This window comes from Streptomyces sp. NPDC057253 (assembly GCF_042669125.1).
Taxonomy (GTDB): domain Bacteria; phylum Actinomycetota; class Actinomycetes; order Streptomycetales; family Streptomycetaceae; genus Streptomyces.
Window position 1 is genome coordinate 64,516 of the sequence record NZ_JBHUXV010000016.1, and the last position, 20,856, is coordinate 85,371.

The window sequence follows — 20,856 nt, forward strand, 5'->3', positions numbered from 1 at the left end:
CGGTTGTCGGCAGGGCGCGGTCATCGTATCGGCTGCCTCGGGGATCGGTGGTGCGGTCATGGGCGGCGCAGAGTGAGCAGGACGGCGCGGCGGCCGGGGAGGGTGGGGAGTCTCGTGTGCGCCTCGTGCAGCATGTTCTGCGCCTGGTCGTCGCCGAGCTCATGCCGCAGGTCGTCGGCATGGTCGATCCACAGCTGATACAGCCGGGCCCACATCGCCGGTTCGGTCGGCCGCTCGTCGACGTGTTCTACGACGAGTCCGGCGGCGCGAGCTTGTTCCTCCCAGCGGGGCTCGGCGTCCTGGCGCATGGCTTGGGTGAAGAGCAGCCGGGCGCCGGGCGCCAGGATTCTGCCGAGTTCACCCAGGGCGGCACTGCGGTTGGCGGCGAAGGAGAGGGCGTCCACGCACACCACGCCGTGCGCTGCGCCGTCGGGCAGGCCGGTGTTCTCCAGCCCGGCGACACGGAAGGTGGCCGGCACGGCAAAGTGAACACGGCGGGTGGTGGCGTGCTCGATGGCCACAGGTGAGATGTCGAGACCGTCCAGGCGGAGGGCCAGGGCGCGGGCCAGCCACAGACCGATGCCCCCGGTGCCGCAACCGACGTCGACGAGGAACTGGAGGGGGTGCATCCGCAAGCGGGTGGCCATCAGCTCGAGCAGGGGCCAGTCGCACGAGCTGGCCGCGGCGACCTCTTCCGGGTATTCGTCGCCCATCGCCATGGCGTACAGACGGGCGGTCAGCGTGCTGCGGGCCCGCGCGGTGTGCAACGCATCGAACTGGGCTGCGAGTTGAGCGGTCAAGCGGGTGACGGTGTGGGTCATCGGGGCATCGTCCTTGTGGTGCGCGAGCGGGTACCGGGGCAGACGACCTGCACCGCATGGACCGGTGCGGCCGCGCCGGGCAGATCCAGAGCGATCGGTTCGTGTCCGGTCACCTCGGTGATCCGGCGGCCCACGTTCTCGACCTGGTCGGCGAAGGGGCGGACTTCGCGGGTGAAGTGGACCGTTGCTTGTGCCCAGGACGTCAGGCCCGTGGTCCGTGGTGGGCGGAAGGCGGGAAGGGCGGCGGAGGCGGGGGAGCTCGGCAGGTCGTCCCGGGTGCCGGAGATGGCCGTCAGCCGTGACTGGGCGGCCTCGGTCAGCGCTCGGGTGGCCGCGATGCCCGGATGGCTGTGGCAGCCGCTGCCGGCGAACAGGACGGGGAGGTCCTCCGACCACACGTAGGCCACGCACACGGGCAGCTCGTAGGGGCCGCCCACCATCGCCAGCTCCAGCGCCATCCCCGCATCTGCGAACCGGTCGACCACCTCCAGGCTGAAAACGTCGCCGACCGTGGCGGGATCGATGTACGTGCGCAGGTGCCCACCGGACTGGGCGTCCCGGTACAACACGTCCCGTTCGACGATCTCGTATAGGGCGTGCAGCAGCGCCTCGTCCCTGGTGTTACCGCAGGCCAGGCCGGTGCTCGTGGCCCGCAGCAGATCAGGAGCCCACGCAGGACGCTGTACGCGACGGCGGACCAGGTCGACCGGCAGCAGAGCCTTCTCCCCGCTCACCAACCGGGTCGCGGGCGTCCACTCCCACACCACCCGGTCGAGAGCGTCCTGGCCGTGCCGGACAGTAAGTGGCAGCTCGGAGACAGGACAGTCCGGGGCGACGTCCCGGGCTGGACCGTTCGTGGTGATAGGCAGCGGTTGCTCGACATGCCACAGCTCGATCGCCTCCATCACCGCCGACAGCTTCGCGAGCAGGTCAGTTGCGCCTTTGCCCTGGGATCCGCTCAGCGTCAGGGAACCGGGCCGTAGCGCCGTCCACACCGGCAGCCCGACGCAGTCCAGACCGGTCAGTCTCGCCACCCGGGTGATCCCGAACTCCTGCAAGAAGGGGGCCACTGTCTCCCACGTCTCCTCCGGAGCGCGGGCGCGTACCGTGCCTCGCAGGACCACCGTGCTGTCACCGCTCATCGCCGATCTCCTTGTTTGTATGGCTGCTTGACTCGTTGAGGTAGCCGGGCACCAGCCGCTTCGTCGCTTCGATGGCGCGCGCACCACAGATCAGCCCGCGCGCCGAAGCCTCGGCGTCCAGCCGCTCTGCAGGGCACCCCCATGCCTCCAGGAGCATCCGGCGTGAGAGATCGCCGCGTACGGCGTCGATGCAGAACCCGGGCCGACTTCGTTGCGCCTGCCTGAGCGCCTCACCGAACCGGGCAACCGCGAGACGGTCGTCGGGTGTCTCACGAGCGAGCAACAGAGCCACGGTCACCTTGTTCCGCAGGTCGACCGGAGGGCGGAAGAGGCTGTGGGCAGGAAGGTCACTGCTGGTCACATGGGCCAGCCGCATCGCGAGCGGCCGACCTGGTTCACTGCCGGTCGTACGCAACGAGCAGTGCTGGAGGTAGGCGGTCCACGTTCTGGGGAACTCCTGGTCGAACACCTGCTGATAGATGAGACGATCGGCGGTGGCGAGATCGAGGCCGTCGACGTGGCTGCGGGCAAAGGAGTTCGACCAGCGCCGGAAGTAGGCCGTCTCCCACATCTGCTGCTGGACGCAGACGGCGGGCGTGCTCTGGTCGTCGAGGGCGGTGCGTACGGCCGCGAGGGCGTCGGTGCGCTTGAGATTGGCGAAGTGTTCGTCGCGGGCGCGCTGTTCGGAGAGCCATTCGGCGAACGCGGCGTCGCCGTGTCGGCGGCATACAGCGCGGACTGCTGCCGTGGTGCGCTGTGGGTAGTACACCGCGCGCAGCGCTTCCAGGAGTACGGCGGCCCGGCCGCCGTCGCACACGCCAGCCCGGCGGGCCAGCTCCAAAGCCAGCCGGAGATTGACCACCGGCCAGGTCAATGCCCTCCAGCCACCGGCCGGAGCCTGTCCGACAGCCACTTCGTCATCGCCGTCAATGCTCCCGTTCATGTAGGCGCCGTAGATGGAACCGACGCCGAGCATCCCGAACGGGGCTAGTTCCGCGGCGCGCAGGGCCCCGATGCTCGCCGCGCCGATCACGCGGACTCCGCGGCCCATGGCGGCCAGAATTTCCTTGTGCCGCAGTGCCGGTGCCTGGTGATACACACCGTCGATGATCACGACGGTGTCGCCCTCGCCGATCGCGTCCGAGAACAGGTCCCCGTGCTGTACCGGCGGCCACACCCGCACGCTCGGTGCGGTCAGCTCCGGTTCAGACCGCGACAGAGTCGGTCCGACGAACACGTGATGCATGGTGATCTCCACGACGGTCGAGGTCGAAGGAATCTCTCCCCGCCCTTCCGGCACGACCGGCGAGGCGGGGAGAGACACCCGAGTCAGAAGAGCGAGAGGGAGGACTACTCCTCGTCCTCGACGTCGACGGCGACGACCACGGCTTCGGTGACCTCGTCGGTCGTCTCTGCGGTCACTTCGGCTCTGGTTCCGGACTGGGACATCGTGTTTCTCCTTGGTGTCAGGTGATTTTCTGGGGCCCGGCGCGGAGTAATGCTCTTTGGCGCAGCTCTCCGGCACTGGGGGTCTTGCCTGTCCGTAGGCCGAGGTCGTACATGGTGCGGGCCAGGGGACAGGGGGCTGTTCGCCGGCGCTGGGGCCCGTTGGGGGAACGTGGCCCCAGCGCCGCCTCCACCCGCGCCGAATGCCGTTCGTAGTACGGGCGGAGCGTGTTGCCTGTCCGATGGCCGGGGTCGTGGGCCGTCATCCAGGCCACCGGGCAGGGATCTACCGGCTGTGCCGCTGATTACGGCAGCAGCTCGTCGAGTTGATGAGGTGAAAGGCCATCAGCCTCGATTGACATCACCGGACCGACTCCAACGCCCGCTGAAGGTCAGCGGCTGATGTGAGTCCCTTCTGTTGAGGGACCAGCCAGTACGGTCCGGGCGGTTCTTCCTTACGAGTCGGCGGCAACACCACGTAGGACTCCCGGCCGAGCGCGGTGGTCTGCGGAACATTCCAGTTGGCGGCGCTGCCCTTGGGAACGAAGAAGTAGAGCAGCGGTTCGCGGCGAGATGGATCCACCGCTACGGCGCCGAGCTCCGCGATCTGTTCGATCGCGCGCACGCCCCAATGCCGCCCAACCTTCACGACGTCCCACTCGACACCAGCGGGTGCGAGTCGCAGACCAGCCGCGGTCAACCTCAATACCGAATCGTCGATCATCTGCCGTCCGTCCTTCACTGCACTGTGCGGTGAAGGTATGACCGGACCAAGTGAGCAACCCGAACTGAGAGTTCGGGTGAACCATCTGTTCGTGATCAGACGAGGCAGAGTCGTTGAACGAGTTCGTCGACTTGGCGGCGGAAGGTGGGGCGGACGCGTTTCTGGAGATCCAGGATCATGTCCCGAGCGAGAGGGCTGCGCGCCAGATCCTCGGGGGCGACTTCTTCCAAGTCCAGCAGGTGGACGAGCACGGCCGCGTCCTCACGACGCAGGTCGTGGCATCTGGCCAGTTCGAGACCGAAGGTGAACTGCCGTTCACGGCTGGGCAGCCCGTGCGTGTCGATATGGTCGGCGACACGCAAGCCCTCGGAGGCCTCGCCTGCGAGCATCTCGATGCTCATCGCGTGCATGGCGACATTGGTCGGCCCGAACACGGTCCACTGCACATTGCCCTCACCGACTCGTTCGGCAAGCGGGGCAGCACGTTGTTCGAGGCGGGTACGTGCCTCCCACCAGTGGCGGCGACGGGCGTCGGAGACCACCGCTACCAGTTCGAGGGCTCCTTCAACGGCCCTGGCATCAGCGGTCGTCGACGCCTGATGCAGTCGTTCGGCCGCGCGGAGAGCGACGTCTTTGGCCTCTTCGATGGCGGTCGGCTCATTGTGGGAGAGGAGCACGTGGCCGAGGTTCCACTGGGCCGCGGCGATGCGCACCGGGTCATCGGCGTCCTCGGCGGCGCGGATCGCCCGGTCGGCGACCATGAGGGACAGATCGAGACGTCCGGCGCGGCGGCAGTACGACCGCAGCAGCCCGTACAAATCTGCAGCCACCCGCAGGACTTCGCGTCGTGCCAGGGCGTCGGTGCCGGTTCGGTGCACCCGCACGGCATGCTCGACGTCGCTGATCAGGTCAGGAAGGACAAGAGCCGCTGCACTGAACCGGTCCTTAGACGACTGCCAGTTCCGCCACGCCTGCTCAACTCGCTCCCGTAACTCCGAAGGGCCAGCAGCAGCCGAACTGCGTGGTCGGTCGTACCCCATCAGCGCACGAGCGACGGCGGGCGCGGCTGTGAGCGGGACCGCCGACTCCTCGACTGCGTCCCCTGCGAGCAGGGCGGCCAGTGGAACGCCCAGTTCGGCGGCGAGACGAGCGAGAACATCGGCGGAGGGCATCTTCTGGCTGGCCTCGATCTGCTGGAGGTAGCGCTCGGTGATGCCACACAGCCCGGCGATGGCCGCCTGGGTTCGGTTGCCGTTCTTCCGCCGGTAGTACTTGACCTTCTGGCCCACGGGCAGCTTCGGTGAGATCACTGTTCCGCCCCCTTCCCCGCTAACGTCTCGTACCGTCAGCGTAGGACGGAGTGCTCCAGCGCGTACGGGGTCCGCACACGTTCGTGCGAGAGGTGAGTACCTCAAGACGGCTGGCGATTGGGGAGGCACGATGGCGCGGCTGGTCCTGTGGGACATCGACCACACGCTGATCGACACACGTGGTGTGGGGCGTGAGCTGTCGGCGGCCGCGTTCCTGCAGAGCACGGGTCAGGTCATGCGTGAGCAGGCGAAGATCGACGGCATCACGGAGCCGGTCATCTTCCGCGAGACCGCGAAACTGCACGGACTGACCACCGACCGTGCCGACTTCGAGCGCTTCGCCCGCGCCCTCACGGAGGGGCACCTGAAGCGAGCGGCGGACCTGCGAGAGCGCGGGCATGCCCTGCCGGGTGTAGCGGCCGCTCTCGATGCGCTCGACGCCGTCGGGATCCAACAGACCGTCGTCTCGGGCAACATCCGCCCGGTCTCCGAGATCAAACTCCAGGTGTTCGGGCTCGACCGGCACATCCTGTGGGAACTCGGGGCTTACGGAGAGGACGACGACGTCCGCGCCGAACTCGTCAAGCTCTCCCTGCGCCGCTCGGACGCGGCGGCCGAGGAGGCCGTATTGATCGGCGACACACCGGCTGATGTGGAAGGCGCTCAGAGGAACGGTGTGCGAGTGATCGCGGTGGCAACAGGGCGCAGCGACGAGACCGTGCTGCGGGACGCCGGTGCGGAGGGCGTGTTGCCGGACCTGCGGGACACGGACTTGCTGGTGAAACTCGTACGCGGGGACGGTCGGTAGGCCTACCAGCGCTGAATGTCCGCCGGGCGCCGTCACGCCCCTACGGCTGTCCCTTCCAATGACATCCGCCTAGGCGGTCTGGCGGTAGGTTCGCCGTCGAGATTGCGACTGCGACGATATCGCGACTGCTCAGCTGTGCGGGGCGCAGACCGCTGCAGGTGATCGAGCTAGGTGGTGGCATATGCCTTTGGTGTAGTTGGTCTTGGCGTCCCTCCCAAGAAGCCGAAGGAAACTGCTTCCTGTGGTCCGTCTGGCAAATGACTCTTCTATGTTCGCCTCCCAAGTAAAGAAGTAGTCAAGTGGCCGCTTGCGCTCTGAAGTTGGAACGCGCTTAGTGGCGTTCGCACCTTGCAGTAGGAACGCGATTGAGCGATACATCTGGGTGACGTCCGTACCGGACGCCGGGATTCGCGTCATTCGCGAGGTGATGAAGCTGTGGTGGTCTCCGGGGCACGTACCTTCGCTGGACTGGCCGTCAGGCGGGTGAGCACGGTCGTCCTGATGATGCTGATCGCCGGCTGCAGCTCGGCGGGGACGACGGGCTCGACCTCGTCGGAAGAGGCCTCGGTCGGCCCTGCGACCGGGACAGCTTCTAGTTCTCCTTCTTCCAGTTCCTCCGCAGAGATCGCGCGCTCGCAAGCGACGACGGCGTACCTGGGGATGTGGCAGGACATGGCCTCCGCGGCGAAGACATCGGACTGGAACGCGCCGAACCTGGCTCGGTACGCGACCGGCGACGCGTTGTCGGCGATCTCACGAGGGATGTACGCGGATCACCTCAACGGCCTGGTGACGAAGGGCGAACCGAAAAACTCCCCGAAGGTGAACTCGGTGACTCCCGCCACGGACCCGACGACAGCCGTGATCTCCGACTGTGGTGACTCCACACACTGGCTGAAGTACCGAAAGGACAACGGCAAGCTCGCGGACGACAAGCCCGGCGGGCGGCAGGCGATCACGGCCGAAGTGAAGAAACTCAACGGCAGGTGGAAGGTCACCCGCTTCGCGGTGGAGGGGGTGGGCTCGTGCTGAGACAGGCAGTTGCCGTTGCGGGTCTGTCCCTGGCGGTCGTGGGAGCGACGGCGTTCCCCGCGTTCGCCGATGGCGGGTGGGGCTCGGTGCAGTGCGACCAGAACCCGCATCCTGGGTGTGAGCTCGGAGCGGGTTCCGGTGGACAGCGCACCACGCCCCACCAGCGTGGCGGAGGAGCGTCAGGTTCCGGAGGCTCCTCCGGCGGTGGAGGCAGCAGCGGCGACGGACAGGAGCGGCCGAAGTCCGCGAACCCGGACCTGAACCTGGCTGCCTGTTCGTACCAGCCCAGCGACTACAAGCCCCCGCCCGGGGCGACCCAGGCGGCTTACAGGAGCGGGACGACCGTTGCGGTGGCCGCGGTGTACACGTCGACCATCCGAGCCGAGACCGTGTCGGCAGCTGACCCGCAGCCCGGGGAGTCGGGCGCCTGGTACGTGTACAAGTGCGAGGCAGGCGGTGTGCGGGACGCGGTGTACCGGCCGCCGATCTGGATTCCGGACGGGCCGCAGCAGGGCGGCGGAGCTCCACAGCCGTCGCCGACCCAACTGGCTCAGGTCGCACGGGAGCAGCTCCGTTTGCCGACGCAGCGGATTCAAGCGAGTCCGGTGGACGAGCAGTTGGTGAACCTGCCGACCTGGTTGTGGCTGGACCGCGGTGAGTGGGGTGCAGTGTCCACGACGGCATCGGTGCCGGGAGTGTCTGTGACGGCTGTGGCGCGGCCGACGTCCGTGGTGTGGGCCTTGGGAGACGGCGGATCGGTGACGTGCGACGGGCCGGGGACGCCGTACGGCTCGGGGGCGAGCCCCAAGAACCCTTCCCCGGACTGTGGTTACACCTATCACGCCTCTTCCGCAGGGCGGCCGGACAGTGCCTACACGGTCTCCGCGACGGTGCACTGGACGGTGAGCTGGGCCGGTGCCGGACAAAGCGGTGTCTTTCCTGATCTGACGACTACCTCGGATGCGGAATTCCGTGTCGCGGAGAGCCAGGCGCTGAACAACGGCGGCTGAACGTCGGCCCCGAAACCTCGTCATCCCCGTCGTGCCGACGGCGCGGTCGGGAGGAGTCCTGCTCCGGAAGGCGGCAGTTGGTGAATACGCATGTGGTCACGCACCCGGATCAGCCCGAACGGGACGGCACGATTCCGCGGAGTCGGATGGGGCGTCGTATCGAGAAGCCCCAGACACGGATGACCAGTGCTGCGCGCCCGCGCCGGCTTCCGTACCTGCTGGTGGGCATGCTGCTGGTCCTGGGCTGTACAGCGGGTGGCGTCGTCGTGGCGACGAGTGTTGGCAATCAGGAGCCGGTTCTCGTGCTTGCCCGTCCGGTCACGGTCGGGCAGGTGCTGTCTGATCGCGACCTGCGCGAAGAGAGCGTGGCGGCCAGCAGCAGGCTGAGGTTTATCCCCGTGCGGTCGAAGTCCTCGGTGGAAGGTCGGCCCGTCGCGTACAGCCTGCCGGAGGGAGCCCCGCTGACCAGGAACGTGCTCGGTGCCGCGCACGTGCCGCCCGCCGGGCAGGCGGTGGCCGCGGTGGGGTTGAAGGCGGGCCAGTTCCCGCCTGGTGTCCAGTCCGGCAACCGCGTGGCCGTCGTCGTGGTGGCCGACAACGGGAACACCGCCAGTTCGACGTCGACTGCGTGGGACGCCTCGGTGACAGACGTGCGGCGAGACGCCACCGACCAGGCCGCGGTGATCTCGCTGCTGATGGCTGAGGGCGATGCCCGTCGGCTGGCCGCGGCTCCGGCCGGGCAGATCAGCGTGGTGATGGTGCACGGAGGCGGGCAGTGACGCTGGTGGCGGTATGCAGCCTCAAAGGCTCACCGGGTGTGACCACAGCCGCCGTCGGGCTCGCGGCGGGGTGGCCGTTCGGAGAGCAGCCGGTGGTCGTCGAGTGCGATCCGGCCGGGGGAGATCTGCTGGGGCGGTACCGGCTGGAGCCGGCCCCGGGGTTGACCAGTCTTGCAGCGGCCGTACGGCACCGAGCCGGGCCAGGGTTGATCTGGCAGCACACACAACGGCTGCCCGGCGGACTGCCGGTGGTCGTCGGGCCGACCGGCGCGGATCAGGCGCGCGCGTCCCTCGCCCAGCTCACCCGGAGCGGAGCCGAAGGACTGCGATGGGCCGCGAGCCAAGCCGGCACGGTGGTGATCGCCGACTGCGGGCGGGTCGATTCGGAGTCCCCGGCGCTGAAGGTGGTCCAGGACGCCGACGTCATGCTGCTGCTGTCCCGGGCTCGCGACGACGCCCTGGCCCACGTGGCCACGCAGTGGCGCAGGGCGTCACGCTGGTCGCGGTGTCCCTGCTTCGTCCTGGTGGGTGACGGCTATCCCACCACCGAGGTCGCGCGGGAGCTGGACATCGAGGTGATGGCCCGCGTGCCGGAGGACCAGAAGGGCGCCGCCGCGCTCGGCGGACGCCCCGGAGGACGACGTTCGGCACCGGCCCGCTCAGCGCTCGGCCGGAGCCTGGCCCGGATCGCCGAGTTGTCCGCGTCGCACGCTCTCGCGCAGTCCGGATCGGATCAGCAGGAGCAGACCACCGCTCTCCGGATCAGGTCGGCCGACCGGGTGAGCGACCCAAGGACCTCATGGAGTGAGTTACGGCGATGACCGAACCGCAGAAAACGTACACGGCTCTGCCACACGGGGGAGTCTTCCCACCTGGGATCGGGCCCGGCCAGATCCCCACCCGCCCCGCGATGCTTCATGGCCTGGCCGGCCGCCGGACGCAGACCGGTTCCCCGGCGGACGGTTTGCGGCTCCACCTTCGTCAGCGGCTCGCCGAGCGGCTCACTCAGCAACTCCGCATCGACGAGACAGCCGGAGGCCGACCGTTGACCGAAGCCGACCGATTGGCCTTGGCAGGGAAGATCCTCATGGACGCGGCCGAGGAGTACACCCAGAAGGTCCTCACAGCCGGCGAGGAGGTGGTGGCTCCGGACGTCGAGCAGACGGTCATCACCGCCGTTCTGAACGAGGTGTTCGGGTCGGCCGGGTTGGAGCCGCTGCTCACGGATCCGCAGATCGAGAACATCAACGTCACAGGCGACCGAGTCTTCGTCCGTTATGCCGACGGCCGCCGTGACCGCCTGCCGCCCGTTGTAGCCTCCGACACGGAACTCGTGCAGATCATCCGCGACCTGGCGGCCCGTAGCGGTGTGGAGGAGCGCCGCTTCGACCGCGGCAGCCCAGGCGTCGGCTTCCAACTCCCGGGTGGCGCAAGGGCGTTCGCAGTAATGGCGATCACTGCCCGCCCGTCACTGTCCATCAGGCGCCACCGCCTTCAACACGCCACACTGGCGCAGCTCCGTGCGAACGGGACCTTCGACGACGGTTTGCAGTCGCTGCTCGCCGCCATGGTCCGGGCGCGGAAAAACATCCTGATCACCGGCGGGACCGCGATCGGGAAGACCACCATGCTGCGGGCTCTGGCCGCCGAGATCCCGCCGTGGGAGCGGCTGGTCACCGTGGAGGACGTCTTCGAGCTCGGTCTGGACGCCGACGAGGCGGCGCACCCGGACCTAGTGGCGATGCAGGCACGAGAAGCGAACATCGAGGGCCAGGGCGAAGTCACCCAGTCCGAACTCGTGCGGTGGGCACTGCGGATGTCCCCGGACCGGGTGATCGTCGGCGAAGTCCGAGGACCCGAGGTCATACCGATGTGCAACGCCATGAGCCAGGGCAACGACGGCTCTATGGGCACGCTGCACTCCTCCACGAGCAGGGGGGCCTTCACCAAGCTGGCCGCCTACGCCGTCCAGGGCCCCGAGCGGCTTCCTCTGGAAGCAACCAACCTGCTCGTCGCCAACGCACTCGACTTCGTCGTCCACCTGGACAAACCCCGTGGGAACTACGGCCGACGCCTGGTCTCCTCCATACGGGAGATCGTCGACGCCGACGATCGGCAGATCATCTCCAACGAGATATACAGGCCCGGCCCCGACCGGCGCGCGATACCTGGTGTGCCCCTGCGCACCGAAACCCTGGAGGACCTGATCGAGGCCGGCTACGACCCGGAGGCGGTCGCTCGAGCCGAATGGACGTGGCACCGGTCATGACCGAATACGTGCCCTTGATGGGACTGCTGGGCCTCGGGGTCGGGGGCGGCCTGGCGCTCCTCCTGAATGCGTGGCGGTCTCCAACCGGCGGCCGGCTCCGACCCCGACGGCGCCGAGAGACCCCCCGCCACGCCGGGCGCTGGCTGGCGATCGCGGCCACGGCGGGGCTGCTGGTGGGGGTGTTCACCGGATGGGTGGTGGGCGGAGTACTCGCGGCGATGGGCGGCTGGAGCCTGCCGCGCATCCTCGGGGTTCGTACGGCGGATCGGGAACGGACCGCTCGGATCGAAGGCGTGGCCGGGTGGACGGAGATGCTGCGCGACACGCTCGCCGCTGCGGCCGGGCTGGAACAGACGATCCTGGCCACAGCCGCCCACGCGCCCCACGCCGTCCGCCCGCAAGTGGCTGCTATGGCCGCCCGGTTGGAGCACGGAGAACGCCTGGCCCCGGCTCTACGACACCTTGCCATCGACCTCGAAGATCCGACCGCCGACCTGGTGGTCGCGGCCTTGATCCTTTCCTCTCAGCATCAGGCCCGCCAACTCGCTCCGCTCCTGGGTGAACTCGCGGCCACCGCACGGGCACAGGTGGAGATGCGCCACCGCATCGAAGCCAGCCGCACCCGCACCCACACCACCCTCCGCGTGGTCGTAGTCACCACCCTGACCTTCGCAGGCGCACTCATCTTCTTCAATCCCCAGTTCCTCACCCCTTACAACTCAGCAGCCGGGCAACTGGTCCTGGTGCTCATCGGGGCCCTCTTCACGGTCGCGTTCGTGTGGCTGCGCCGCATGGCCCGCATCGAGGAGCTGGAACGCTTCTTCTTCGCTGGAGGAGAGGACGCCGCAGGCCGTGCCCCCGAGGCCGTTGGCCAGGAGGTGACCTGAATGATCGCCCTGGTTCTGCTCGGTGCAGGGGCTGGACTCGGCCTTTGGGCGCTACTGGTGTGGACCGTTCCGCCCCGACCACCCCTGGCGGAGTTGATGTCCCGGCTGAACTCCATTCCCGCGCCGCCCCCGATCCTCGTCACCGGCACGGGCGGTTGGGCAGTGCGCCTCGGTAGCCCGTTCACCGGAGTGCTCCGCGCGGCAGGACTGCCCGGTCCCACGGTCAGCCAGGACCTGGCCATCGTCGAACGGTCGCCCGAGACCCACCTGGCGGAGAAGGCCGCGCTCGCCCTGACAGGACTCCTCCTGCCCGCCGCCGTCGGAGCCCTGCTGGCCCTGGGCGGCCGACCACTGGCCTGGCCCGTGCCACTGGGAGCGTCGCTCGCGCTCGCAGCCGCCGGATTCCTCTTGCCGGACACGACGGTACGGGCCGAAGCCGAACGTCGCCGTGAGGCCTTCCGTCATGCTCTGGGCGCCTACCTGAACCTGATCCACGTCCTGCTCGCGGGAGGCGCCGGCGTCGACGGGGCCCTCACGGACGCGGCGGGCGTCGGACAGGGCTGGTCCTTCCGGCAACTGCGCCGGGCGCTGGACACCGCCCAGCTCACTCGCACTTCCCCATGGACGACGCTCAGGCAGATCGGCGAGGAACTCCAGATCAGCGAACTGACCGAATTGGCCGCCGCACTGTCCCTCGCGGGCACCGAAGGCGCCAAGGTCCGGGCGTCGTTGGCTGCCAAGGCCGCCGCCATGCGACAGCGCGCTGGCACTGAAGCCGAAGGCAAGGCCAATGCCGCCACGGAGCGAATGGCGCTGCCCGGAGTCCTCATGGCCTTCGGCTTCATCATCTTCGTCTTCTATCCCGCTCTGACACAGATCACGAACGCCCTGTGAGCGGGCGTCGACACCGGAAGGGAACCCACATGCCTTTTCTGAACTCGCTTCTGTCCCGTGCCCGGTCACTACTCAGCAGGCTTCCCGCCGACGACCGTGGCGTCACCACAGAGCACGTCATCTGGATTGCGGGCCTAGCCGCCCTCGCCCTGACCATCGTCGGCATCTTTGGCCCGGAGATCACTGCCGCGGCGAAGAACGTGGTGTTCAAGTAGGTCTGCTGACATGCCACTCACCGCAGCCGGACGACGACTCTCGTCCCGCGCACTCCGCGCCCACTCCCGGCTCTTGTCGGACGATCGGGGGGCCGTCACCACCGAGATGGTGATCATCATGCCGGTGTTGCTGACCCTGGTACTCCTGCTCGCCCAAGTCACCGTCTGGTGGCATGCCGTCCACATCGCTCAGGCCACCTCCGCCCACGCTCTGGCGGCCACCCGACTCCAGGACGGCACCGCCGCTGCAGGCCGGACAGAAGCCGAACGCGTGCTGGACCAGCTCGGCCGCGGCCCACTGCACGGGTCGCACGTCACCGTTACGCGTACCGCCGACCGCGTCGAAGTCGAGGTCACCGGCACGGCCGCCAGCGTTGTCCCGTTCCTCCATCTGCCCGTCCGCACTCATGCGTCAGGCCCCGTCGAACGATTCCGGGCGGCGCCATGAGACAACGACGGCGAGTGACCGCCCCTCGCATGGCGATCGGAGATCACTCCGAGCGTGGGTCGGTGACGGTCGAACTCGTGCTGATGATCCCCGTCCTGGTTCTGCTGCTGTGGTTCCTCGTCTACTGCGGACGGCTGTCCGACACCCGACTTCAGATCGAGGACGCCGCCCACCAGGCCGCCCGCGCCGCCACGCTGGAGCGCAGCCGAACGGCCGCTGTCGCCGACGCCCGCGACGCTGCCACCACCGCTCTGCGTGAGGCTGGCATCACCTGCGGGGACCTGTCCGTCACCGCCCTGGGCACCCTTGAACCCGGGTCCACCGTCCGGGTTGCGGTCACCTGCGAAGTCGGCCTCCGCGACCTGGCCCTGCTGCAGATCCCGGGCAGGACCATCCTCACAGCCGAGGCCGCCTCACCGGTCGACGTATACCGTTCGACAACCACGACGGCCGGGGAGGCCACCGCCCCATGAGAACACCATGCGGCCCGCGCGATCTCACCGGTGATCAGGGCCAGGTCACCCCGTTCGTCGTGATCCTCGCCACCGCGATCGTGATGTTCGCCGGCCTACTCGTAGACGGCGGTCTCGCACTGGCGGCCAAGGTCCGCGCAATCGGTGAAGCTCAGGAAGCCGCGCGCGCCGGAACCCAAGCCCTGGACCTCGCTGCCTATCGGGCGTCCGGCACCGTACGCCTTCTGCCCGACGAGGCCGGCGCACGGGCTCGGACCTACCTTGCCTCCACCGGGGACACCGGGACCGTAACCGTCGCCGGAGACACGATCACCGTGACGGTCACCGCCCGCCAGCACACCCAGCTTCTCGGTCTGCTGGGTCTCGACACCCTGACGGTGACCGGCACTGGTTCGGCCCATCCTGTCCACGGCGTTGCCGCCCCGGAATCTTGACGAGGTCGACCATGCCCGCACACAGACGCGCTCGCCCTGGACTGGCGCCTCGGGCTCGGCTGCTGCGCGGCCTTGTTGCCACTCTGGCGCTCATCGTCTTGGCCGGCGGTATCCCCTGGGGGCTGATCCGCTTCGTCGGCTGGCCGCTTCCACGAGCCATCCCCACCTGGCCCGAGACCGAAGTGGTCCTGCTCACTCCGATGAGCACTGCCTTCCTGCTGAACACTTTGGCGTGCATGCTCTGGCTGGTCTGGGGCGCCTTCGTCGTCGACGTCACCCGCGTCATCGTGGACGAGGTTCGGGTGTCCTCCCGACCGGCCATGCCCCGCACCGGCCCTCTGAACGCCCTTGCCGCACTGCTCGTGGGAGCGGTCATCATGGCTCTGCTCACGCAGCGGCTTGCCGGCGGGGCAATGCCGACTGAGGCGAGGAGCATCGCAACCCCACAACACACCAGGCCGGTGGCCTTCGCTGAGTTCGCGAACCGGCAGACGCAGGATCAACGTCGTACGGCTGGGACAGTCGAGGTCGAGCTACCCCACGACGGCATCTACGACAGCCTGTGGAGGGTCGCCGACCGCGCCCTCGGCGAGGGCAGCCGATGGCCGGAGATCTTCGCCCTCAATCGAGGGCTCACCCAGCCTGACGGACGGGCTCTGACCAACCCCGACCTGATCCGACCCGGCTGGATCCTGCGCCTGCCGGAGCGTCCAGCTCCTCCCGGCACCCATCAGCCGGTGCCGCCGACACCGCAACCCCCGCAGTCGCCGGGTTCGTCACCGCCTTCGCCCGCCGGCCCGCCTACACCCAGTGGAGTGCCGACGGAATCACCGTCGCCTTCTTCCGGTCCTCACGGCCAACCAGGCGTTGCCCTGCCCACCGGAGCGTATGTCGGCGCAGGCCTGGCCGCCTTGATCACAGCTGCCCTGCTCATCGTCCGACGCCGCCGCAGGATCCGGTACGAAGCGGGCAGCGGCGAACGGGACGATCTGGTGATAGCACCCGTCGTACGCGCCCTGCGTCTCGCCCAGGAAGAAGTGACCGGCACTGACGGGGTCGCGCTACCCGACGGCGTGGACGCGTCAACACGCTCCCACGCGGGCCTCGTTGAGGGAGCCCAGGCACCAGTGGAGAACCCGTCAGAAGCCGAGCGTTCGTCGGCGAGCGGTCCAACCCGAATCATCGGAGTAAAGGACGGTCAGGAACTCGCCTGGAACATCGCGCGTACCCGAGGCCTCGGTCTCGTCGGTTCTGGAGCCCCGGACGCCGTTCGCGCGTTGCTTGTCGCCCTGCTCGCCGAAGTTCATCAGTCCTCACGCAGGACCGTCGAGGTCGTCGTCCCGGCTCCTGACGCGCGTGTACTGATCGGCGAACACACCAGTCATCCCGTCGCGTTGCGCATCGTGGAGGATCTGGACGCCGCGCTCGACATGCTGGAAGCCGAGTTGCTCGTCCGTATGAACACTGCCTCCGACCTGCCCACCCAAGACCTGGTGCTGATCGCCACACCTGCTCCGCACGCCGATCGCCGTCTGCAAGCAGTCCTGGACAACGGCTCCGCACTCGGACTCGCCGGCGTTCTCATCGGCCAGTGGCTGCCCGGCGGAACCGCTTGGATCCGAGCCGACGGCACCATTGCCGCCACCAGCTCCTCCCTCGCGGAACTCAACACCGGCGTAAGACTGTTCAACCTGCCCGCCACGGACGCCCGTGCACTGCTCGATCTGCTGCACGACGCGCAACCGTCGCGACCTCCCACCCAACAGCCCATCGACCTTCCGGGCGGTGCACCAGGTGACCGCGTTCTCGACACGAAGGCCCCGGCTCTCCGGGCCGCCCGGGCCAGGCCTCGCCGCAAGCTTGCTCACGGTCAGGTTCCTCGCCAGGAGCCTCCGCTGGGGCCTTCCGCGAGGAGCCCTCAAGACCGAGCAGATCCGGATGGCGCAGGACGCAACGAGGAAGGCTCAGCTACACGAGATGTCGAGGACGGAACCAGCACACAGTCGGCGGACGAGGAATCTCACGACTTCCCCCTTGCCGTACCAGAGGACCCTCCCCGGACATCCACGAACCTTGGACCAACCGCCGCTGTTGAGGGGGACCGCGGGGCTGCTGACGGTCTCGTGCTCCAACGTCCCCTGCAACTGGGGGTCCTAGGCCGTGTGCGACTTACGCATCATCGGATGGACGGTGGCGAGCACGCCGACCTCGGCCCTGTTCTTGCCCCCAAGCAGCGTGAAGTCCTTGCCTACCTCGCCCTCCACCGTGGTGGCGTCCGACGCGCGACTCTGACCATGGCCATCTGGCCCGACGCTCCGCGGGATCGCCCGTACAACAGCTTCCACGCCACCGTGAGTCAATTGCGCCGGGCCCTGCGCACCGCGACGCACGACCGGCTCACCGATGTCACGGTTCACGCGGAGAGCTACTACGGCCTCGACCACGACCAGGTCGAGGTCGACCTCTGGCATCTCCAAGACGTTCTGGACATCAGCCGACGAGATGCCGGGGAGCAACACCACCGCGCGGCTCTGGAACGTGCTGTCGAGCTCTACACCGGTGACTTCGCGGCTGATCTCACAACGGGGTGGATCGAGGCTCCTCGCGAGGCCTTGCGACGCGAAGTACTGGATGCCTTGAGTGCGCTGGTCCGCATCACGCGCCACGACGAGCCCGAGTACGCGCTGGCTCTACTGGAACGCGGTCGCACGCTCGATCGCTACAACGAAGCCATCTACCGTGACATCGCTCGACTCCAGGCCCACCTGGGCCAGTTCGACGCGATCCCCCGCACCCTCACCCTCCTCAGCACGACACTTGCCGAAATCGATGAGGAACCGAGCCTCGAGACCGTGGAGCTCTGCGATGTCCTCCAGCGCCCCCAGCCGACCAGGAGGACTACGGGCGGACGCGCGGGCTGATGGTTCCTCCGATCTCAGCCGCTCTCCTGCTCCTCAGCGCGGCGCCGCTGCCGAACACGCTCCAGGAGTTCCCCGTTCGCCTCTGCCCACTCGATCACGGGCACCATCACGAACAGCAGCTCTTCCGCTGTCGGCGTCAGTTCGTACGCGGTGTGATACGGGAACTCGGTCTCTCTTTGGCGCTTGACGAGTTCTCCTTGCTCCAGGCGCCGAAGAGTCCGATTCAGCGTGCTGTCCTGTAGATATTGATGCTTCTTTCCAGGCCAGCCGATGTCCTTAGTTCCGGATCGAATGGCATCGAGTAGATTTGTGTACTGAAGTGGCCCCTCCAGGAGGGACACCAGTACGTCCCAGACCCACTCACCGCTCAGAAGGTGACGTATATCGTGAGCGCGCTGCAAGTAGCCGTCACTGCCCGGGATGAGCGCGCCAGATTCATTTTTCGCACGGCGCCACCTACCGCCGTTTAGTCGTGCTGTCCCGTCAGTCTCGCCACTACGCCATAATCGTCTGTTGATACGGTCAGACATGAGTTACCTCTCCTGCGTCTGAAACGGCGATCCTGCAACGCTACGGCACGCAAGAGGCTGAGGTAAACAGATACGGCAGATCTGCCTTCCTGTCTCGCTTCTGGCCCGACTGCCTTTCTGTCTTCCCGCTAGAGAAGTAGCCGGCGATTCGGCCTTGTCGCAGGTGGCGAACCCTTGGCGCCCGTCCGCTCCGTCCGCAACTGCCCCCTCGGTGGGAACCGGGGCAGACGTGTGGAGGTGGCTGGTAGGTGGTGTGGGTGGAAGGACTTGAGTCCCGGTGGTGCTGGCACCTGGGAGAATTTCTCGTACGTAGATTTCCTTGCGCCGGCGACTCCTCTTTCATTTCGTAGTACATTCCCTTGTTATTCCTGTTGGCCTGACGATTGTGTTGAATCGGTAAGCCCTCTCTCCGTTTGCGCATCTCGCGATTTGCACCGGATTAAAAATGAGTGTGAAATCCTCTTGATTTGAGCGAGAATCGCGAGACAATTGAATTGTCAGGGTGCAGTACACCATGGTACGCATCCCAAATGATCGGAGACGATCGTGGCAAATCAATCCTCTGGCAGGGGAGATTCCGGAATCCGTCGGACCGGAGACATTACGGCGGAAGACGTAAAGCGCGTAACATCGGACGATTTCGCTGACTTACAGAGGATCGCGCGCGGTTACTGCCGCACTGTCGATTCCACGCGGTCCCGCAAGCGCATGGACGGTAGCGCTAGCGTGGTGCGTAGCGGGAGTGCCCTGTACGGCACTGACGACGTGAGCGACGACGTCACGCAGGATGCCGTTCTGATCTTCGCGAAGCGGCTGAGTGAGATCATCGAGACGTGCGAGGTGTCGGCCGTACTGGTCGACACCCGCGAACCGTCCGCCTGGCAGTACATCCGGCGGGACGGCGAAACGATCGTCGTCACTCGCAAGACGCTCCAATACTGGGCTGTCAGGGATGCCGCCGCGCGGAACGGGTACCGGCTGGACGTCAAGCCCGAGGAAATCGACGCCACCCCCGGAAAGCAGATCACGCGTGGAATTCCGCATGCCGACAAGGTGTCGACGCTCGCAGTGACTCCGTACCTTTCGGGCAACAGTGAGGCGATCTTCCGCTCGGCATGGCGTGACGGCAGTGAATACCCGACACTGCGCGCGATGCTCTCGCATGCAAGCCATGCAGATGATCTCGGACGTGCCGGAGTCATGGGTAAAACGGCACAGGAACTGTACGGCGGCCCGCGTAATTCCTCGTCCAAGGTACAGCGCGTTCGTGACGCCGGAACGAAGGAATGGCGCGCACTGTCCGCAGACCTTGACGTCGTACGGGACGAGATGGTCTACCGGGGCATGCGGCAGCAGGCTGGAGACTAGAAGTAGGGCCCACTTCCCGGATCCCCCCGACCAATGGCCGGGGGGATCTCGTCTGGTCATTCGGTGGAACGCATTGAGAAGGATCTTCGGAACTTCTCTCCTTGATCGGTGATTGGGCGCTTCCGTGATACGTATCTAGATGAGAGTTCGATACCGCGCCGAAAGGAATTCCGAGTGATCGGTAATTGGGCGCTTCCGGTCGACGTATTTATGTGAGAGCGAGTTGTGTCGCGCTGACGATGCGTCCGGCATCTGAATGAGTTCCACCTCAGCGCGCGTCCCGCACGCGCGCTGATCGGGGTGCTCATGCCGGAGCCCCCATGACCCTTTGGAGAGGGATCATGGAAACCTCAAGTGCCATCGAGTTAATCGACGACGTGATTTACAAGCCGGGCTGGATCTTTACCGCCCGTGATCACGCGAAGCGGTTCGAGGGGACGATCATCGTCCGGGTGGACTACCCGGCGCGCAACAGCAACCGGGATCAGTCGAGGGTCGGCTACCCGGAGGAGATCACCACATACGCGGAATTTCCGTTGGTGGTCAAGGCCTGCACCGACGAGGACCTCTATATCGCGCTGCTCCGGATGATCATGTCCATCGAGGAGCACGAGGCTCGGGAGTTCCTGCGTGTGCAGCCCACACATTGGGCGCCTTTCCACCCGCACCGGGCCGATGGGATGCGCCGTTGGGCCGCCCGCAACGGCAAGAGCGACCTGTTGGCCGATCTCCAGTTCGGCATCGCGTGATCCTCGGTCGCATGCGGCGGTGAGCTCGTCTGCCACGTGGCATGGGTGCGGCATCCCTTCAACGGGAGGCCGTCGCCCGTCCGTTGCAGGCACGTGATCGAGGAGAGGGATCATGCAGCTCATCCATGACGTCACCGCTTCCACCGTCGAGCCGGGTGCCACGATCCACCTGGTGACCGGTCCACACGAGGGTCAGGCGTGGCGGTTCGAGAAGATCGTCGAGCATCGGACGGACGGGCACCGGGTGCATGTCACGCGGCTGCACCCGAAGTTCGGCAGGGTCCACCGCGAGTTCCACCCCAGGGTCTTCGGCTGCTCGGTTGTGATCGACATCCGGTGGTACGCGGATCGAAAGCGACTCCTGCACGCCGTCGGCCGCACCGCCACGACATGCCTGAGCGCGTTCGTGGCGGCTGTCGTCGCCTGGCTGGTCCATGAGTACGGGAATGCCGAATGGGGCCCGGTTCTCGCTCTGTTCGGCGTGCACTCCGGGCAGTGACTGCCCGACCAGGGGGGTGGGGGGGCCGGGCGGGGCGCGCCCCCCCCAGGGGGTGGAGCCCCCCCCACACCCCCCCAGCCCGGCGGGGCCCGGACCC

General features: G+C 67.3%; 22 protein-coding genes. 16 read left to right on the forward strand and 6 right to left on the reverse strand.

The features are described 5' to 3' along the window. Positions 1–56: 56 nt before the first annotated feature. The 5 genes from ACFULQ_RS11630 to ACFULQ_RS11650 form a co-directional block, all read right to left on the reverse strand. Entirely contained in the window at positions 57–821 is a 765-nt protein-coding gene (locus tag ACFULQ_RS11630) for a class I SAM-dependent methyltransferase (protein WP_383541503.1), read from the reverse strand. Then, positions 818–1,963 carry a YcaO-like family protein gene (locus ACFULQ_RS11635; RefSeq protein ID WP_383541505.1) on the reverse strand — a complete coding sequence of 382 codons (1,146 nt, stop codon included), beginning with the start codon at positions 1,961–1,963 and terminating at the stop codon, positions 818–820. Before ACFULQ_RS11635 ends, ACFULQ_RS11630 begins: the two co-directional genes overlap by 4 nt. Beyond that, the gene (locus ACFULQ_RS11640) at positions 1,953–3,221 is read right to left on the reverse strand and encodes a TfuA-like protein (protein WP_383541507.1); all 1,269 of its coding nucleotides are present in this window, start codon (positions 3,219–3,221) and stop codon (positions 1,953–1,955) included. Before ACFULQ_RS11640 ends, ACFULQ_RS11635 begins: the two co-directional genes overlap by 11 nt. Before the next feature lie 549 nt (positions 3,222–3,770). Next, a complete protein-coding gene (locus tag ACFULQ_RS11645; RefSeq protein WP_383541510.1) occupies positions 3,771–4,133 on the reverse strand; it encodes a hypothetical protein in 363 nt (120 codons plus the stop codon). Between the two features lie 95 nt (positions 4,134–4,228). Further along, on the reverse strand, positions 4,229–5,443 hold the full coding sequence (locus ACFULQ_RS11650) for a helix-turn-helix domain-containing protein (RefSeq protein WP_383541513.1): 1,215 nt from the start codon (positions 5,441–5,443) through the stop codon (positions 4,229–4,231). Between the two features lie 130 nt (positions 5,444–5,573). On the opposite strand from ACFULQ_RS11650, the gene ACFULQ_RS11655 reads away from it, so the two are divergent. The 13 genes from ACFULQ_RS11655 (at position 5,574) to ACFULQ_RS11715 (ending at position 17,613) form a co-directional block, all read left to right on the forward strand. After that, positions 5,574–6,251 (forward strand): HAD family hydrolase, encoded by a 678-nt coding sequence (locus tag ACFULQ_RS11655; protein WP_383541515.1) that lies wholly within the window; start codon positions 5,574–5,576, stop codon positions 6,249–6,251. A gap of 501 nt (positions 6,252–6,752) precedes the next feature. Further along, complete coding sequence (locus ACFULQ_RS11660; protein WP_383541518.1) at positions 6,753–7,283, forward strand: hypothetical protein; 531 nt, start codon at positions 6,753–6,755, stop codon at positions 7,281–7,283. A 350-nt stretch (positions 7,284–7,633) separates the two neighbouring features. Continuing rightward, positions 7,634–8,293: a hypothetical protein gene (locus ACFULQ_RS11665; protein ID WP_383541521.1), complete on the forward strand. Its 660-nt coding sequence runs from the start codon at positions 7,634–7,636 to the stop codon at positions 8,291–8,293. Between the two features lie 80 nt (positions 8,294–8,373). Next, entirely contained in the window at positions 8,374–9,072 is a 699-nt protein-coding gene (locus tag ACFULQ_RS11670; protein ID WP_383541523.1) for an SAF domain-containing protein, read from the forward strand. A gap of 38 nt (positions 9,073–9,110) precedes the next feature. Continuing rightward, complete coding sequence (locus tag ACFULQ_RS11675) at positions 9,111–9,893, forward strand: hypothetical protein (protein ID WP_383541526.1); 783 nt, start codon at positions 9,111–9,113, stop codon at positions 9,891–9,893. A gap of 248 nt (positions 9,894–10,141) precedes the next feature. Further along, on the forward strand, positions 10,142–11,341 hold the full coding sequence (locus ACFULQ_RS11680; RefSeq protein ID WP_383541528.1) for a CpaF family protein: 1,200 nt from the start codon (positions 10,142–10,144) through the stop codon (positions 11,339–11,341). After that, a complete protein-coding gene (locus ACFULQ_RS11685) occupies positions 11,338–12,228 on the forward strand; it encodes a type II secretion system F family protein (RefSeq protein WP_383541530.1) in 891 nt (296 codons plus the stop codon). The genes ACFULQ_RS11680 and ACFULQ_RS11685 overlap by 4 nt, the downstream gene beginning before the upstream one ends. Beyond that, positions 12,229–13,122 carry a type II secretion system F family protein gene (locus ACFULQ_RS11690; RefSeq protein ID WP_383541533.1) on the forward strand — a complete coding sequence of 298 codons (894 nt, stop codon included), beginning with the start codon at positions 12,229–12,231 and terminating at the stop codon, positions 13,120–13,122. A 29-nt stretch (positions 13,123–13,151) separates the two neighbouring features. Beyond that, the gene (locus ACFULQ_RS11695; RefSeq protein WP_383541535.1) at positions 13,152–13,337 is read left to right on the forward strand and encodes a hypothetical protein; all 186 of its coding nucleotides are present in this window, start codon (positions 13,152–13,154) and stop codon (positions 13,335–13,337) included. Positions 13,338–13,410: 73 nt separating this feature from the next. Then, positions 13,411–13,785: a TadE/TadG family type IV pilus assembly protein gene (locus ACFULQ_RS11700; protein ID WP_383541649.1), complete on the forward strand. Its 375-nt coding sequence runs from the start codon at positions 13,411–13,413 to the stop codon at positions 13,783–13,785. A 29-nt stretch (positions 13,786–13,814) separates the two neighbouring features. Then, on the forward strand, positions 13,815–14,258 hold the full coding sequence (locus ACFULQ_RS11705) for a TadE/TadG family type IV pilus assembly protein (RefSeq protein WP_383541537.1): 444 nt from the start codon (positions 13,815–13,817) through the stop codon (positions 14,256–14,258). Between the two features lie 59 nt (positions 14,259–14,317). Further along, a complete protein-coding gene (locus tag ACFULQ_RS11710) occupies positions 14,318–14,692 on the forward strand; it encodes a hypothetical protein (RefSeq protein ID WP_383541539.1) in 375 nt (124 codons plus the stop codon). A gap of 98 nt (positions 14,693–14,790) precedes the next feature. Continuing rightward, the gene (locus ACFULQ_RS11715; RefSeq protein ID WP_383541542.1) at positions 14,791–17,613 is read left to right on the forward strand and encodes a hypothetical protein; all 2,823 of its coding nucleotides are present in this window, start codon (positions 14,791–14,793) and stop codon (positions 17,611–17,613) included. A gap of 14 nt (positions 17,614–17,627) precedes the next feature. Here ACFULQ_RS11715 and ACFULQ_RS11720 read toward each other — a convergent pair whose 3' ends face one another. Next, complete coding sequence (locus ACFULQ_RS11720) at positions 17,628–18,143, reverse strand: winged helix-turn-helix transcriptional regulator (protein WP_383541545.1); 516 nt, start codon at positions 18,141–18,143, stop codon at positions 17,628–17,630. A 765-nt stretch (positions 18,144–18,908) separates the two neighbouring features. On the opposite strand from ACFULQ_RS11720, the gene ACFULQ_RS11725 reads away from it, so the two are divergent. From ACFULQ_RS11725 to ACFULQ_RS11735, 3 genes are all read left to right on the forward strand, one after another. Then, positions 18,909–19,511 (forward strand): hypothetical protein, encoded by a 603-nt coding sequence (locus ACFULQ_RS11725; RefSeq protein WP_383541547.1) that lies wholly within the window; start codon positions 18,909–18,911, stop codon positions 19,509–19,511. Positions 19,512–19,852: 341 nt separating this feature from the next. Continuing rightward, positions 19,853–20,260 carry a hypothetical protein gene (locus ACFULQ_RS11730; protein ID WP_383541550.1) on the forward strand — a complete coding sequence of 136 codons (408 nt, stop codon included), beginning with the start codon at positions 19,853–19,855 and terminating at the stop codon, positions 20,258–20,260. Between the two features lie 112 nt (positions 20,261–20,372). Beyond that, the gene (locus ACFULQ_RS11735) at positions 20,373–20,759 is read left to right on the forward strand and encodes a hypothetical protein (protein WP_383541552.1); all 387 of its coding nucleotides are present in this window, start codon (positions 20,373–20,375) and stop codon (positions 20,757–20,759) included. The last annotated feature ends 97 nt before the right edge of the window (positions 20,760–20,856 follow it).